Here is a 14,661-nt window from a genome sequence, read left to right as displayed (position 1 = left end):
GCGGCCCTGTCTCACATTCGGTGGTCACACGGCCCTGCGCACCCTGCTGCGCATACCGTTGCCCACCGGCCGGGTGCCCCGCGTGATCGGCGTCGACGATTTCGCCCTGCGCCGGCGGCACCGCTATGCCACCGTGATCATCGACGCCGAGACCCATGAGCGGATCGACGTACTGCCCGACCGCACGGCCGACACCCTGGAAGCGTGGCTGCACGAACATCCGGGCATCGAGGCCGTGTGCCGCGACGGCTCAACCACCTACGCCGAGGCCATCCGCCGCGCTCTGCCAGACGCGGTGCAAGTCGGTGATCGCTGGCATTTATGGAAGAACCTGTGCGAAGCCGCCCTGAGCGAGATGAAGGCACACAGCACCTGCTGGGCCACCGTACTGGACGCACCGATCTACCACGGGCCCCGCGCTCAGACCACCCTCGAACGCCGGCACCAGGTCCTGGCCTGCTCGAGAAGGGCGTGGGCCTGCTCGATGCGCCCGCCGACTGCAACTGGCCCTGAACACCGTCAAACGCTACGCCCGAGCCGACCGGCCCGAGCGCATGCTCCGCGTCCCCAAGTACCGTGCCGGCCTGGTCGATCCCTACCGCGAGCACCTACGCAAACGCCGAAGTGAAGACCCCGGCGTCCCCGTCCAGCACCTCTTCGAAGAGATCAAGACCCTCGGCTTCACGGGCTGCCCGAACCTTCTGCACAAGTACATCAACCAAGGCCGCGCGGACGCCGACCGCAGCCATATCTCGCCACGCCGACTCGCCCGGATGCTGCTGACCAGACCCGACAACCTCAAGCCCGAGCAGCACGAGGTCCTGGCCAAGCTCGCCGCCGCCTGCCCCGAGATGACGCAACTGGCCTCAGGCATCAGAGACTTCGCCCCGCTTCTTACTCCACACACCGACAATCCCGACGTGCTCACGTGCTGGATCGCCCAAGTCCGAACAGCCGATCTGCCCCACCTACACGCCTTCACCGGGGGCCTGGACCGGGACATCGACGCCGTGATCGCCGCCCTCACGCTTCCGTACAGCAACGGCCCCACCGAGGGCGTCAACACCAAGACCAAACGGATCGCACGCCAGATGCACGGACGAGCAGGCTTCACCCTGCTTCGCCACCGCAATCCTCCTCGGACAACAGCACGCTCCGTCACCACCGGATGCGAGACAGGGCCGAACGTTTTACAGTCCGGAACCGGCGCGTTCTGCAGTTGGTCGGGTGGAATGGATCTTCTTCCACGGCAGTTGACGCGATAGTCGCTGTTCGATCTACCACGTCATGGGAGCCGTCGTGATTCACGTCGAGGTCACTCAGCCCGTCAACGATCAGTCTCAGGCTGGTCAGGACGTGCTTGACCGTGACGAGGTGTGGGCTGGTCTTCGCAGCAAAGCGGAGAATGCTGTCCCGTTCGTTGTCGGAATGTCAGAGTGCACCGTACTGGAGCGCAGGCAGGACGGCTTGGTGCGCGAGGTAGTGGTACGCGGTGAACGGATCCGCGAGGATGTCTCCTTCCAGGAAGGTCAGCGTGTCAGTTTCCACCGCCGGGACGACCGCGCTACGTGGGTGATTCACAACGAGATTGGTGAGGATGAGTCCGGCGGCCTGACCCTGACCTTCGCCAACGAGGTCCTGTTCCATGGCCAGGCAGCCGGGGCAGACCACGACAGCGAGGCCGCCGAGCGCATGCGTGTCAGCACCCTGCAGGTCGTGCAGAACACTCTGGAAGTCATCCGAGGGATGTCCGCAGCGCGTGCCGCCGAGCACGCCGGATAAACCGCACCGGCGGCCCGCTCGTTCAGACGCGGAGCCAGAGTCGGATTGCGGCGACGGTGACGGTGCCGTGGAAGACGTAGGCGCCCTCGTCGTATCTCGTCGCGACGGCCCGGGAGTTCTTCAGCGCGTTGATCGTTCGCTCGACTTCGTTCCTGCGCTCATGGATCGTCTTGTCGAAGCCGGTGGGGCGGCCGCCCTTGCTGCCGCGTCGTTGGCGGTTGGCCCGCTGGCCTTTCGGCTCGGGAATGGTGTGCTTGATCTGGCGTCTGCGCAGGTAGCGGCGGTTGTGGCGGGAGCAGTACGCCTTGTCTCCGCCGAGGCGGTCGGGGCGTGTGCGGGGTCGGCCGCCATCGAGTCGGCCCACCCAGATCCGTTCCATGACGGGGACGAACTGTGAAACATCCCCCCACTGACCCGGCGTGATCAGAAAGGCGAGTGGTCGTCGCCCACCTTCCCTGGCGAGGTGGATTTGCTGGTCAGGCCGCCCCGGGAGCGTCCGAACCCCTCGTCGGGGCGGTGCTGCCAGGGCGTGCGTCTTTTCCCGGGGACTCGCGGGGCCTTCTTACGGCTCCGGCGGCATGTTGGTGCGCCCGGCAGGAGGTGAAGTCCACGCTCACCATCGACCAGTCGATGCGGCCCTCCGCGTCGGCGTCGGCCAGGACGGCCGCGAAGATCCTGTCCCAGGTGCCGTCCGCCGACCAGTGTCTGTGCCGCTCGTACACGGTCTTCCACGAGCCGAAACGCGCAGGAAGATCCCGCCACGGCACCCCCCCTTGCGCTGCCGGTACAGGATTCCCTTGATGATCCTGCGGTGGCTCGCCCAACGGCCGCCCTGCTCAACCGACTTCGGCAAATGCGGCTTCAGTCGGGCCCATTCCTCGTTCGTGAGATCCCCCCGCCCCATGGACATGCCAACGAGCCGAACCCGGAACGGTTGCGCGATCCGTCGGACTCGCCCCTAGATGAATGAGTCCAAGGGCCGGTAGCCGTAGGCCGTCAGCGAGCGGTCTCGCATGTCGCTGCCATCGCTCGCCCAGCACGTGCAAGGCGTGCCCGTTTCATCCTGGCGGTCAGCGAAGAGCACGCGACGCATGCTTCAGCAACTCGGAGGACGTCTCGTGGTCGGGGCCCTGCTCGGGAACAATGGCCTTGAGTCTCCAGTGACTGGAGACAGCAGAGTGGGGGCATGGACGTTACGACCCTCTACTCGATCGGGGAGCTTTCCCGACGGACCGGCTTGTCTGTGAGGACTATCCGGTTCTACTCCGATTCGGGGGTGGTGGCGCCGACCACCCGTAGTCCCGCCGGCTATCGGCTCTACGACCTCGACGCACTGCTTCGTCTGAAACTCCTTCGCACACTGCGCGAGCTGGGCATGGACCTGGCCACTATTCAACGGGTACTGGACCGCGAGCTCTCGATGACGGAAGTCGCCGCGGCGCACGCCGACGCCATAGACGTCCAGATCCGGGTGCTGCAACTGCGTCGGAGCGTTCTGCGAGTCGTAGCCAGACGCGGGTCCAGTCCTGAGGAGACCACACTCATGCACAGGCTCACACAGTTGTCCGGCGAGGAACGCCGACGTTTGATCGACGATTTCGTGGATGGCACCTTCGGCACAGTGGATGCCGACCCGACCGCGGTGGCCATGGTTCGCGCTGCCACTCCCGACCTCCCCGATGATCCGACCAGCGAGCAGGTCGCCGCGTGGGTGGAGCTCGCCGAGCTGGTCGGCGACGAGGATTTCCGTGCCCGGATGCGCCGGACGGCCGTACGTCAGGCCGCCGGGCGCCCGCTCGACATCGAATGCGATGCCGGCGAGGAACTGATGGAATTCACCCGTCAGAAGGTGGCCGAGGCCATGGAGTCGGGCATCGATCCGCTCAGCGACAGGGGCGCACCCGTCATCGACGACCTTGTGCACCGCTTCGCCGAGGTGCTCGCGCGCACCCCTGACACAGAATTCCGGGACTGGATGGCCCAGCAGTTCGAAGAGGCGCACGATCCCAGGGTGGACCGGTACTGGCGGCTGGTGTGGATCGTCAACGGTTGGCAGGTAGTACCGAACCTGATCCCGGTGTACCCCTGGCTCATCCAGGCCCTGCGAAATGACCGTGACGCATAGTCACCGCAGTGGGCACGCCCCGGATCCCTGAATGAGTCCAGGGATCGCCTGCGGACATGAGAACGGGCAGCGCGGCCGCCGGGTCGAACTCCTGTTGGGGCCGTGGCGACCCGCCAACATCAAGGCCGAGGTGCTGCATTCCCTGGCGGGCGAAGGAACCACCCTGGCCCGGCAGATCCTCTCGGCTGTCGATGAGATGACCCCGCCCCAACGCGTCGCGGCCGGGGAGGTGATTGGTCAGGCCCTCGCCGAATCCGACCATCTTCCCGACTCGTCGCGCCAGGCGGCGTAGTAGGCGTAGACGCTGCCGTGGTTGGGGAAGTCGTGCGGGAGGTATTTCCAGGGGATTCCGGTGCGGTTGATGTAGAGGAGTGCGTTGAATACGTCGCTGGGCCACCGCTGTCTGGCGGCTGCGGAAGCCGTAGCGTCCACGAACACACCAAACACGGGGGCGATGGAGATGAAGTACTTCCTCATGGCATGCGGGGCACTCCTTATCGCCGGTTTCTGCTTCTTCGGCGTCCTCGCAAGCCTCGACACGCCCCGGCTGCGTAACCCGAAACTCGCTATTGCCTTCGGCGTCAGTGGGGTCGCATTCGTCGGACTCAGCCTCTGGCTTCTCACCCTCTGATGCAGAACGAGCGGTTGGCCGGCCTGCCGCTCGGGGCGCTTACCGGCGCCTGGTTCCCGCCGCCGAGGCTGGCAGCATCATCGCCTGCCGTATCGCCCTGTGGTCGTACTCCCTCAGTGGGTGGGTCGTAGGGTGATGTCCGTGTCTTGCTGAGTTGGGAGCAAGGACGCTGGTGTTGTGTCGGTTATTGCTTCCTGGCGAAGTTGTCGGTGTCGGCCTCGGTGAGGATCCCGAGTTTGACCAGGCGTTTCAGCTTGGCGCGGGTGCCTCCGACGTTCTTGGACAGCAGTTCGTGGCCGAGGGCTTCGCAGACGTCCTTGGCCCGTAGTGGCCCGGACGCGTGGTTGAAGGCGGCGAGGATGCGGGGGTAGTCCGGGTGCTCTGGCAGGTCCGGCGCGACGGCCGTTAGTGGGTCGGCGAGGCCGGTGACGGTCTTGCGGGTGATCGTGAGGTGCTCCAGGTGCATCTCGGCCTCCCCCAACCGGGTCCGCAGGTCGTCAATCTGTGTGCGGAGGTCGTCGGCCAGGGCCCGGGCAGCGTCTCCCTGTGACGCTCTGGGCGTCTGCATGAAGGACGATGAGCCGAGAACCGGCTCTGACCAGGACTTTTCTGGGATCCGTTCAAGCCGACATCTGTGACTTCGTGGGAGTCTCGGGAGATGATGCAAGCGTTCCCCACACTCTGTAGGGCATAACGGGAAACCGTCTCGACGCTCATTTGACGCTGCTTCCGACGGAGCGTCAGGTGGACGGTCAGCTGGTCTGGCCGGGCGTGGCTCGCCCGACCTGCTCGCCTGCGACTGCTCTGTCCCGCGTCGGGACGGCCGACCCTGTCCTCGTCGGGGGTGGCTCCGCCTGCCACAGGACTCCACCGGCCGCCTCCGGGGGGCGGCCCGTCGCCGTCAGCTGGTGAGGGGAGGCGACCGGCAGGTATTGGTCGGCGTCGCGTCCCCGGGGGCCAGGCCAGGCAGGGGCCTCCCTCTGTGCCACGCGACCGGCACGATCCGCCGGCTGCTCCTACGGCGGCGGCCGGTCGCGGTCAGCTGAGGGGGGAGGAGGCCGGCAGGTCCTGGTCGGCAGCCCAGGAGGCGAGGATGCGCAGTCGTTCGTGGGTGGGGGAGCCCGGGGCGGCGGTCCAGACGGTGAGGTGCTGGTCGGGGTCGGTGTTGGCGGTGAGGGTGTCCCAGTCCAGGACGAGTTCGCCGACGACCGGATGGTTGAGGGTCTTCGTGCCGACGGTGCGGGCGGCGACGTGGTGTTCGCCCCACCACCGGGCGAACTCCTTGTCGCGCAGGGATAGTTCACCGACCAGTTCGATCAGGCGGGGGTCCTCGGGATACTTCGCGGCTTCCATCCGCAGCTGGGCAACGGCGATCTGCGCGGAGGTCTTCCAGTCGGCGTACAGGGTGCGCATCGCGGGAGTGGTGAAGATGATCCGCGGGTAGTTGCGGTGCTTTTCCGGGACGCGGGAGAAGTCGGTGACCAGAGCGGCGGCCAGCGCGTTCCAGGCCAGGATGTCGCCGCGCCGGCCCTGCACGATGGCCGGGGTGGCGGTGAGGTCGTCCAGGACACGCTGGAGCTGCGGCTGGACCTTCTGCCGGCCTCGGCGCCGGGCGCGGGTGGTGGTCTTGCCCGCGAGCTGGAAGAGGTAGCCGCGCTCGTCGTCATCCAGATGGAGCACCCGGGCGAGGACATCCAGCACGGGCGCCGATGCCTGCATGCGGCCCTGTTCGAGTCTGGTGTAGTAGTCGGTGCTGATGCTGGCGAGCTGGGCGACCTCCTCGCGGCGCAGCCCGGCAACCCGGCGGGGCTTGCCGGTTTCGGGCAGTCCGACCGTGCGGGGGCTCAGCTCGGAGCGGCGCTTCTTGAGGAATTCTCCCAGCTCATTGAGGGGGACGTTGGCGGTCATGCTGCCCAGCATGACACCGATTCCACCCGGGAAAGGGGGGAGAATTTACTCCCAGGATGTTCTCATCCCAGGATGAATTTCTCCGCTTTTCGTGCTTGCCCTCGCGTGTGAGGCTCGATGTCGAGCAGCCGATCGCGATCACCGGCTGCGCGCTCACCGATACTCGCACCGAAGGAAGCCCCCCATGCGCGGAGCAGTCATCTACGCCCCCGGCGACGTCCGCTTCGAGAACCTCGACGACCCGAAGATCCTCAACCCGACAGACGCGATCATTCGCACGGTCGCCACCTGTGTGTGCGGCTCGGACCTGTGGCCCTACCGCGGCGCGGAACCCATCGGCGACCCGCACCCGATGGGGCACGAGTACGTGGGCATCGTCGAGGAGGTCGGCAGCGAGGTCGCCAACGTCAAGCCGGGCCAGTTCGTGGTCGGCTCCTTCGCCACCTCGGACAACACCTGCGTGAACTGCCGTAACGGCTGGCAGTCGTCCTGTCTGCACCGCGAGTTCATGAGCACCTGCCAGGCCGACTACGTGCGCATCCCCAACGCTCACGGCACCCTCGTCGCCACCGACGAGCACCCGGACGCCGAGTTCGTGCCGAGCCTGCTCGCCGTGTCCGACGTGCTGGGCACCGGCTGGTACGCCGCCCTCGCCGCCGAGGTGAAGCCCGGCTCGACGGCCGTGGTCGTCGGTGACGGAGCGGTCGGCCTGTGCGGCGTCATCGCCGCCAAGGAACTCGGCGCCGAGCGGATCATCGCCATGAGCCGGCACGAGTCCCGCCAGAGGCTCGCCCTGGAGTTCGGCGCCACCGACATCGTCAGCGAACGCGGCGACGAAGGCATCGCCCGCGTCAAGGACCTCACCGGCGGCATCGGCGCGGACTCCGTGCTGGAGTGCGTGGGCACCGCCGAGTCCATGCGGCAGGCCCTGCACTCCACCCGGCCCGGCGGCAACGTCGGCTTCGTCGGTGTCCCGCACGACGTGTCGGTTGACGGCGAGGAGCTGTTCTTCTCCCACGTCGGCCTGCGCGGCGGCCCCGCCCCGGTCCGCCGTTACCTGCCCGACCTGATCGACCGCGTCCTGTCCGGCCGGATCAACCCGGGCAAGGTCTTCGACCTCACCCTGCCCCTGGACCAGGTCGCCGAGGGCTACAAGGCCATGGACGAGCGCCGCGCCATCAAGGCGCTCCTCAAGCCCTGACCCCCACCCCCCCCCGTGACCGGCTGCCCCTGTCAAGCGCCACAGAAGTGAGACAAGAATGCCTGGAGCAGACAACTACATCTTCGACTTGGACGAGAACGTCACCCGCAAGCCGGTGTCGTACGAGAACAGGTACGGGATCACCATCTCCGCGGACCTCTACCAGCCGAAGGACTTCGACGCCTCGCAGGAACACCCCGCGATCATCGTCGGCGCGCCGTACGGCGGCGTGAAGGAGCAGGGCCCGGGCATCTACGCCCAGAACCTGGCCCGGCGCGGATTCGTGGCCCTCGCCTTCGACCCCTCCTACAACGGCTACAGCGGCGGCGACCCGCGACACGTCTCCTCCGCCGACGTCTTCACCGAGGACTTCCATGCGGCCGTCGACTACCTGGGCACCCGTGACTTCGTGAACCGGGACCGTATCGGCGTCGTCGGCATGTGCGGCAGCGGCGGCTTCGCGCTCAGCGCGGCCCAGGTCGACCGGCGCATCAAGGCGGTCGCCACGGTCGTCATGTACGACATCGCCCGGATCGCCTCGGAGGGCTGGCAGGGCTCCCTCACCGCGGAGGAGCGAGGCGCCATGCTCGACGCGATCGCCGAGCAGCGGTACGCGGACTTCGAGGCCAACGCCCCCGCCCTGACCCCGCGCGGCGCGCCTATCGGATTCGACGAGAACACCAACCCGGTCGGCCGTGAGTTCGGCGAGTTCTACTCCACTCCCCGGGGCTACCACCCGAACTCCATCACCCAGTTCACGCTGACGAGCGGCATGTCGTTGATGAACTTTCCGCTGCTGTCGAAGATCGAGTGGATCTCGCCGCGACCCATCCTGTTCGTCGTCGGCGAGAACGCCCACTCGCGGTACTTCAGCGAGGACGCCTACGAACTCGCGGCCGAGCCCAAGGAGTTCTACGCCGTCCCTAACGCCGGCCACGTCGATCTGTACGACAGGACGGACCTGCTCCCGTTCGACAAGCTGGAGGAGTTCTTCAGCAAGAACCTGGCCTGATCGCACGCCGCCCTCGCGTACGGCCGCACCGGACGGCGCCGGGCGCACATCGTCCCTGCCTCGGCCCCCTCCCGCCCAGCATCCACACCGTCGGGCCCGCATCACGGTAGCGCGAATGCGGGCGGGAGCCACCGCCTCACACAAGGAACGACGAACCCCATGACGACCTTCGCTCTCATCGGCGCCGGCCCGGGACTCGGGCTGGCCACCGCCCGCCGCTTCGGAAGCGCCGGCCACACCGTCGCCCTCATCGCCCGCAACGCCGAGCGTTTGGAGGAGATGACCGCTGAGCTGGCCCGTGAGGGTATTCAGGCGCGCGGTTTCCCCGCCGACGTCCTCGACATCGAGTCACTGGACGCGGCCCTGTACGCGGCCGCCAAGGACCTTGGCCCCATCGAGATCCTCCAGTACAGCCCGGTGCCGCGCGCCGACTTCATGAAGCCGGTCCTCGACACCGGCGCCGACGACCTGGACGCGCCGCTCGCCTTCTCCGTAAAGGGCCCCGTCGCCGCCGTGAACGCCGTCCTGCCCGGCATGCGCGAACTCGGCCGTGGCACCCTGCTGTTCGTCAACGGCTCCAGCGCCGTACGCCCCAACCCGAAGGTCGCCGGCACCTCGATCGCCTTCGCCGCCGAAAGCGCCTACGCCCGCATGCTGCACGACACGCTCGCCCCGGAGAACATTCACGCCGCCCAGCTGATCATCCCGGGCGCCATCCGGCCCGACGCCGAGCACAGCAGCCCCGACGCCCTGGCACAGCGGCTGTACGACATCCACCAGCAGCGGGACGGCTTCCGCCACTACTCCGAGCCCCTGCCCGACTAGCCACAGGACGACCCGTGAACCCGGCACCCCGTCGCGCTCTCGCGCGTGTGGTCCCGGCCGCCGCCCTGCTGCTGGTCGCGACCGCCTGCACCAACGATTCCTCCTCTTCCTCCTCCTCTCCTTCCGAGCCCGCGTCGCCGCAGGTTTCGACAGCTGCGGCCGTCACCACCTCACCCGGCAGGACAACCGCCATGAACATCCGGCTCACGCTCAACGGCCACCACGTCGCCGCCACCCTGAACGACAACCCCACCGCCCGCGACTTCGCCGCCCAGCTGCCCCTCACCCTGTCCCTGCGCGACTTCAACCAGGCCGAGAAGATCGCCGACCTGCCGCGAAAGCTGTCCACCTCCGGCGCCCCGGAAGGCGCCGACCAAGAGGTCGGTGACCTGGCGTACTACGCACCCTGGAACCAGCTCGCCACCTACTACCGCGACGCCCCCTACGCGGCCGGCCTGATCCCCCTCGGGCACATGGCCGACGGCGGCGCCGAGCAGCTCGCCACCGCCGACGAGATCACCATCGAAGCCGCGCCCTGACCCACCCCACCTCTCGCCCGTCACGGAGAGCAGCCGAAAGAAAGGGGGAGAAGATCCTCCCCTTTTCACCCGTTCCGTTCCATGGAACCGTCGAAGACCTGGCTGCGCCGTCCGTCCATCCGCCGTGACGACTTCAGCCCCCCCGATCCGCCGAATTCCACGCAAGGAGAGACCACACGTATGCCTTCCGCATCCGGGACCACCCCCGGCAAGCTTCCCTTCGTCGTCTGGGTGCTCGCCGCCGGCACGTTCCTGATGGGGACCACCGAGTTCGTCGTCGCCGGCCTGCTGCCGGAACTGGCCGGTGACCTCGGAGTCAGCGTCTCCCACGCCGGCCTGCTGATCACCGCCTTCGCCGTCGGCATGATCATCGGCGCGCCCACCATGGCCATGGCGACCCTGCGCCTGCCCCAGCGCCAGACGCTGGTCCTGGCCCTGTCCGTGTTCTGCCTCGGACATCTGGTCGCCGCCCTCAGCTCGTCCTTCACGATCGTTCTCCTGGCCCGCGTCGTCACGGCCCTGGCCACCGGTGCGTTCTGGTCTGTCGGTTTCGTCGTCGCCACCACCGCTGCGGGGCCGCGCAACGCCACCCGGGCCACGGGCGTCATGATCGGCGGCCTGACCTTGGCCAACGTCGTCGGCGTGCCGGTCGGCTCCTTCGCCGGCCAGTTCACCGGCTGGCGCGGCCCCTTCTGGGCCCTGGCCGTCCTGTCCGGGCTCGCCGCCGTGTTCATCGGGCGCTTCATCCCGGCCCAGGAGGAGCGCGCCGAGGTGTCCCTCGGGGCCGAGGTCCGGGCTCTGCGGCAGGGCCGGCTGTGGCTGGCGCTGGGCGCCGCGATGCTGATCATGGGCGGTGTGCTGGCGACGTACACCTATGTCACGCCGCTGCTGACCGACCGCGCGGGTATCCCCGAAGGCGCCGTACCGCTCGTCCTGATCGCCTTCGGTGTCGGCGCGCTGGGCGGCACCACCACGGGAGGCCGCCTGGGCGACCGACGTCCGACGGTCACCACCATCACGGCCGCCGCGGCCACCGCCCTGGTCCTGCTCCTGATGATCCCGCTGTCCGGCAACCCGGTGACGGCCACCCTGCTCGTCTTCCTCATGGGCCTGACCGGCTTCACGGTCAACCCGGTCGTCACCGCGCTTGCCATGCGCTTCGCCGGCGACGCCCCCACCCTCACCTCGGCGCTGACCACCTCCGCCTTCAACACCGGTATCGCCGCGGGCTCGGCGATTGCCGGTACGGCCCTGGACTCCTCCCTCGGCCTGACCGGGCCGCCCCTGGTCGGCACCGTCATCGCCGCCCTCACACTGCTGCCCCTGAGCGCCCTCGCCGTCCACGGCACTTCCCGCAAGGGCCGCATCGTGGCCGGGAGCAGCGCTCCCACGCAGACGCGACACGACGAACCCGCGCAGGTGTCGTCGCAGCACTGACTCAAGCCCGGATCCGCGTCCTGCTGATCCGAACCCGACGACGTACCAGCATGCGAGAGGAATCTGCACATGACTGCGAACACCGCGGACTTCACCGGCAAGGTGGCCTTCGTGACCGGAGCCGGCTCCGGCATCGGCCGAACCACCGCCGTCGCCTTCGCCCGCGCGAGCGCCCGGGTCGCCCTCGCCGACCGGTCCGAGGACGGCCTGCGGGAGACCGCACGGCTCATCGAGGAGGCGGGCGGGCAGGCTCTGGCCCTCACCTGTGACGTCACCGGCGAAGACGACGTGCGGTCCGCGGTGGACGACACCATTCAGGCGTTCGGACGCCTGGACGTCGCCTTCAACAACGCCGGCGTCGAGCAGCCGGTCAAACCGGCCGCGGACATCGAGAAGGACGAGTGGGACCGCGTCATCGGCGTCAGCCTGACCGGGATGTTCCTGTGCATGAAGCACCAGATCCCCCTGCTGCTCCAGCAGGGAGGTGGCGCGATCGTCAACGCCTCGTCGGGCGCCGGCGTCAAGGGTTTCAAGGGACAGGCGGCCTACGCCGCGGCCAAGCACGGCGTCATCGGCCTGACCCGTTCGACCGCCCTCGACTACGCGTCGTCCAACGTCCGGGTCAACGCCGTCTGCCCCGGCATCATCGACACCGAGATGATCCAGCGCTTCGCCGAAAGCACACCCGGAGGACGGGACGCCCTGATCGCGGATGAGCCCATCGGGCGCCTCGGCACACCGGACGAGATCGCGGCCGCCGTGCTCTGGCTCTGCTCGGACGCCGCCTCCTTCACCACCGGCCACGCCCTGGTCGTCGACGGCGGCCAGACCGTCTGACGGGGGTTCATGGCCAGGCGTCGTGCCGCCGCAGCGCATCCGGGCAGCCCGACGCCACTCGCGCCACCCGTACCTCTGCACTGAACGGAGACCACGACGTGAATCCCACCTACGACTTCACCGGCCAGGTCGCCCTCGTCACCGGGGCAGGCGCCGGCATGGGCCTGGCGACCGCCCGCGCGTTCGCCGAGTCCGGGGCCGCCGTCGCCCTCACCGACGTCAACGAAGCGGCCCTGAACGCGGCCGCGAAGGAACTCGCCGACGCCGGGCACCAAGTCCTCGCCCTCACCTGCGACGTCAGCGACGAGGACCAGGTCGCCGCCGCGGTCGACCGCACCGTCGAGACCTTCGGGCGCCTCGACATGGCCTACAACAACGCCGGCATCCAGATCCCGCCGAGCGACGCGGCCGACGAACCCGCCGAACGCTTCGACCGCGTCAACGGAATCAACCTCCGTGGCATCTGGGCCTGCATGAAGCACGAACTCCGGCACATGCGCGCCCAGAGCAGCGGAGCCATCGTCAACTGCTCCTCCCTCGGCGGCTTGGTCGGCCTCCCCGGCCGAGCCTCGTACCACGCCTCCAAGCACGGCGTGATCGGTCTGACGAGCAGCGCGGCACTCGAATACGCCCCGCGCGGCATCCGCGTCAACGCCATCTGCCCGGGCACCATCGACACCCCCATGGTCAGCGACATGATCGCCAAGGGAGAACTCGACCGCGCCGAGGCCGAGGCCGACCAGCCCATCAATCGCCTCGGTACGGCCGAGGAGATCGCCCAGGCCGTCCTGTGGCTGTGCAGTCCCGGAGCGGGCTTCGTCGTAGGCGTCGCCCTCCCCGTGGACGGCGGCTACGTCGCCCGCTAGAGACAACCGACGCATCGACAAAACTGGAGCTCCGTCATGGAATTCATCAAGCAGCAGCCCAGCAGCAAGGCCCCGGCGGACTGGTTCACCGGCGACGTGTGGTGGGACGTCATCGTGGCCGGCCAGGCCCCGTCCAGGATGCGTGCCAACCTGGTGCGCTTCTCGCCGGGCGCCCGCACCAACTGGCACTCCCACGCCCTGGGCCAGACCCTGCACGTCGTTTCCGGCATCGCCCTGATCGGCACCCGGGACGGCACCGTCTTCGAGGCCCACCCCGGCGAGACCGTCGCGTGTCCGCCGAACGAGGAGCACTGGCACGGCGCCACCCCCGACCGGTTCATGGAGCACATCGCCCTGTGGGAGGGCGCGGGCGACGGCACTCCAGAGACCGCCTGGGCCGATCCGGTCACCGACCAGCAGTACAACGGCCCCCGCACCCGCAACCAGTAACCCCGCCCCTCGATCACACACCCCGGGCCGACACGGGATGTCACGGTGTCCCGGGGGAGGGGCCGTGTCGGCGACCTGCTCGGAGCGAACGATCAGTCCGCCACACGCGACGACGTGGTGAGCGACGCGGACGCACCCATAAGCGGGGGGCGACGCGGTTCTGTCCCGCCTCGCCCCGTGCGCAACTGCCCCCGATGACGTGGGCCACTCGCTCCTGACGGAGCGTAAAGGGGGAGGAAAGTCTCCCTGCCACGAGTGTTGCCGGTGGTGCAAGACTTCCCGCGAGACCAGCCCCCTGTCGAGGTGAGCGGTCACCGATGCCCGTGGTGGCGACGATCCCGCCTGCTGTCCCTCTGTCGTGCACGACGGATCCGTCCGTGATGCGAAGGCGTACGTATGTCTGCTGAACTCCCTGAATTCGACGTTCCTCCCCCCACCGGAGCCGACGAGTCCTCCTCGGCACCCAGTCGGCGCACGTTCATCGCAACCAGCACCGCGGTCGGCGGTGCCGTGGTCGCGGGCGGTGTGATCGGCGGGACGATCTTCGCCGACGCGCAGGAGGTGAGCGCTGCCGAGGCGCCGCCCTCCAGTCGCGTCTCCCTGACGGTCAACGGCACCCGCCGGACCGTGACGGTCGACAACCGCACCTCTCTGCTGGACCTGCTCCGTGAGCACCTCGGCCTCACAGGCTCGAAGAAGGGCTGCAACGCCGGTGCCTGCGGGGCGTGCACCGTCCTGGTCGACGGGCAGCGGCACAACGCCTGCCTGACGCTCGCGGTGCGTCTGGAAGGCGCTGAGGTCACGACGATCGAGGGCCTGGCCGAGGGCGATCAACTCCACCCGTTGCAGCAGGCGTTCATCGACCAGGACGCCTTCCAGTGCGGCTACTGCACCCCCGGACAGATCATGTCCGGCGTCGGCTGCATCCAGGAAGGTCATACCGGTTCGCCGGAGGAGATCCGCGAGTGGATGAGCGGCAACATCTGCCGCTGCGGCTGCTACGTCAAAATCGTGCGCGCGGTCGGGCAGACCGCCGGCCGGAAGTGAG

General features: G+C 68.4%; 15 protein-coding genes and 3 pseudogenes. 14 read left to right on the top strand and 4 right to left on the bottom strand.

The window, feature by feature from the left end; all coding sequences use genetic code 11:
• Positions 1–25: 25 nt before the first annotated feature.
• Both OHS71_RS11335 and OHS71_RS11330 read left to right on the top strand, forming a co-directional pair.
• Positions 26–1,130: pseudogene (locus OHS71_RS11335) on the top strand (ISL3 family transposase); the annotation flags it as partial.
• A gap of 169 nt (positions 1,131–1,299) precedes the next feature.
• Entirely contained in the window at positions 1,300–1,782 is a 483-nt protein-coding gene (locus OHS71_RS11330; protein WP_328479264.1) for an SRPBCC family protein, read from the top strand.
• 22 nt (positions 1,783–1,804) lie between these two features.
• On the opposite strand, the pseudogene OHS71_RS11325 reads toward OHS71_RS11330, so the two are convergent.
• Positions 1,805–2,686, bottom strand: a pseudogene (locus OHS71_RS11325) (IS5 family transposase).
• A 282-nt stretch (positions 2,687–2,968) separates the two neighbouring features.
• On the opposite strand from OHS71_RS11325, the gene OHS71_RS11320 reads away from it, so the two are divergent.
• Both OHS71_RS11320 and OHS71_RS11315 read left to right on the top strand, forming a co-directional pair.
• Positions 2,969–3,907, top strand: coding sequence for a helix-turn-helix domain-containing protein (locus tag OHS71_RS11320; RefSeq protein WP_328479263.1), 939 nt, complete (start codon positions 2,969–2,971; stop codon positions 3,905–3,907).
• A gap of 31 nt (positions 3,908–3,938) precedes the next feature.
• Positions 3,939–4,199: a hypothetical protein gene (locus OHS71_RS11315; protein ID WP_057605729.1), complete on the top strand. Its 261-nt coding sequence runs from the start codon at positions 3,939–3,941 to the stop codon at positions 4,197–4,199.
• Here the strand turns inward: OHS71_RS11315 and OHS71_RS11310 are convergent.
• Positions 4,178–4,294 (bottom strand): annotated as a pseudogene (locus OHS71_RS11310) (transposase); the annotation flags it as partial. The gene OHS71_RS11315 and the pseudogene OHS71_RS11310 overlap by 22 nt on opposite strands.
• A 67-nt stretch (positions 4,295–4,361) precedes the next feature.
• Between OHS71_RS11310 and OHS71_RS11305 the strand changes: the two are divergent.
• Positions 4,362–4,538: a hypothetical protein gene (locus tag OHS71_RS11305; RefSeq protein WP_266726590.1), complete on the top strand. Its 177-nt coding sequence runs from the start codon at positions 4,362–4,364 to the stop codon at positions 4,536–4,538.
• Positions 4,539–4,722: 184 nt separating this feature from the next.
• On the opposite strand, the gene OHS71_RS11300 is transcribed toward OHS71_RS11305, so the two are convergent.
• Together OHS71_RS11300 and OHS71_RS11295 are read right to left on the bottom strand one after the other, a co-directional pair.
• Positions 4,723–5,106 carry a hypothetical protein gene (locus OHS71_RS11300; RefSeq protein WP_328479262.1) on the bottom strand — a complete coding sequence of 128 codons (384 nt, stop codon included), beginning with the start codon at positions 5,104–5,106 and terminating at the stop codon, positions 4,723–4,725.
• A gap of 470 nt (positions 5,107–5,576) precedes the next feature.
• Positions 5,577–6,458: a helix-turn-helix domain-containing protein gene (locus OHS71_RS11295; protein ID WP_078907469.1), complete on the bottom strand. Its 882-nt coding sequence runs from the start codon at positions 6,456–6,458 to the stop codon at positions 5,577–5,579.
• A gap of 172 nt (positions 6,459–6,630) precedes the next feature.
• Here OHS71_RS11295 and OHS71_RS11290 point away from each other — a divergent pair, with 172 nt between their 5' ends.
• The 9 genes from OHS71_RS11290 (at position 6,631) to OHS71_RS11250 (ending at position 14,660) form a co-directional block, all read left to right on the top strand.
• A complete protein-coding gene (locus OHS71_RS11290) occupies positions 6,631–7,647 on the top strand; it encodes a zinc-dependent alcohol dehydrogenase family protein (RefSeq protein WP_057605730.1) in 1,017 nt (338 codons plus the stop codon).
• A 58-nt stretch (positions 7,648–7,705) separates the two neighbouring features.
• On the top strand, positions 7,706–8,659 hold the full coding sequence (locus tag OHS71_RS11285) for an alpha/beta hydrolase (RefSeq protein WP_328479261.1): 954 nt from the start codon (positions 7,706–7,708) through the stop codon (positions 8,657–8,659).
• Between the two features lie 159 nt (positions 8,660–8,818).
• On the top strand, positions 8,819–9,484 hold the full coding sequence (locus OHS71_RS11280; protein ID WP_328479260.1) for an SDR family NAD(P)-dependent oxidoreductase: 666 nt from the start codon (positions 8,819–8,821) through the stop codon (positions 9,482–9,484).
• Positions 9,485–9,675: 191 nt separating this feature from the next.
• Complete coding sequence (locus OHS71_RS11275; protein WP_328479259.1) at positions 9,676–10,023, top strand: cyclophilin-like fold protein; 348 nt, start codon at positions 9,676–9,678, stop codon at positions 10,021–10,023.
• Positions 10,024–10,203: 180 nt separating this feature from the next.
• Complete coding sequence (locus OHS71_RS11270; protein WP_328479258.1) at positions 10,204–11,460, top strand: MFS transporter; 1,257 nt, start codon at positions 10,204–10,206, stop codon at positions 11,458–11,460.
• A gap of 69 nt (positions 11,461–11,529) precedes the next feature.
• The gene (locus tag OHS71_RS11265) at positions 11,530–12,297 is read left to right on the top strand and encodes an SDR family oxidoreductase (protein WP_328479257.1); all 768 of its coding nucleotides are present in this window, start codon (positions 11,530–11,532) and stop codon (positions 12,295–12,297) included.
• 98 nt (positions 12,298–12,395) lie between these two features.
• Positions 12,396–13,163: an SDR family NAD(P)-dependent oxidoreductase gene (locus tag OHS71_RS11260; protein WP_057575512.1), complete on the top strand. Its 768-nt coding sequence runs from the start codon at positions 12,396–12,398 to the stop codon at positions 13,161–13,163.
• 36 nt (positions 13,164–13,199) lie between these two features.
• Entirely contained in the window at positions 13,200–13,613 is a 414-nt protein-coding gene (locus OHS71_RS11255) for a (R)-mandelonitrile lyase (RefSeq protein WP_057605737.1), read from the top strand.
• Positions 13,614–14,009: 396 nt separating this feature from the next.
• On the top strand, positions 14,010–14,660 hold the full coding sequence (locus tag OHS71_RS11250) for a (2Fe-2S)-binding protein (RefSeq protein WP_328479256.1): 651 nt from the start codon (positions 14,010–14,012) through the stop codon (positions 14,658–14,660).
• Position 14,661 lies beyond the last annotated feature (1 nt).

The organism is Streptomyces sp. NBC_00377 (assembly GCF_036075115.1).
In the GTDB taxonomy this organism is placed as follows: domain Bacteria; phylum Actinomycetota; class Actinomycetes; order Streptomycetales; family Streptomycetaceae; genus Streptomyces.
This window is presented reverse-complemented; position numbering and strand designations above follow the sequence as displayed.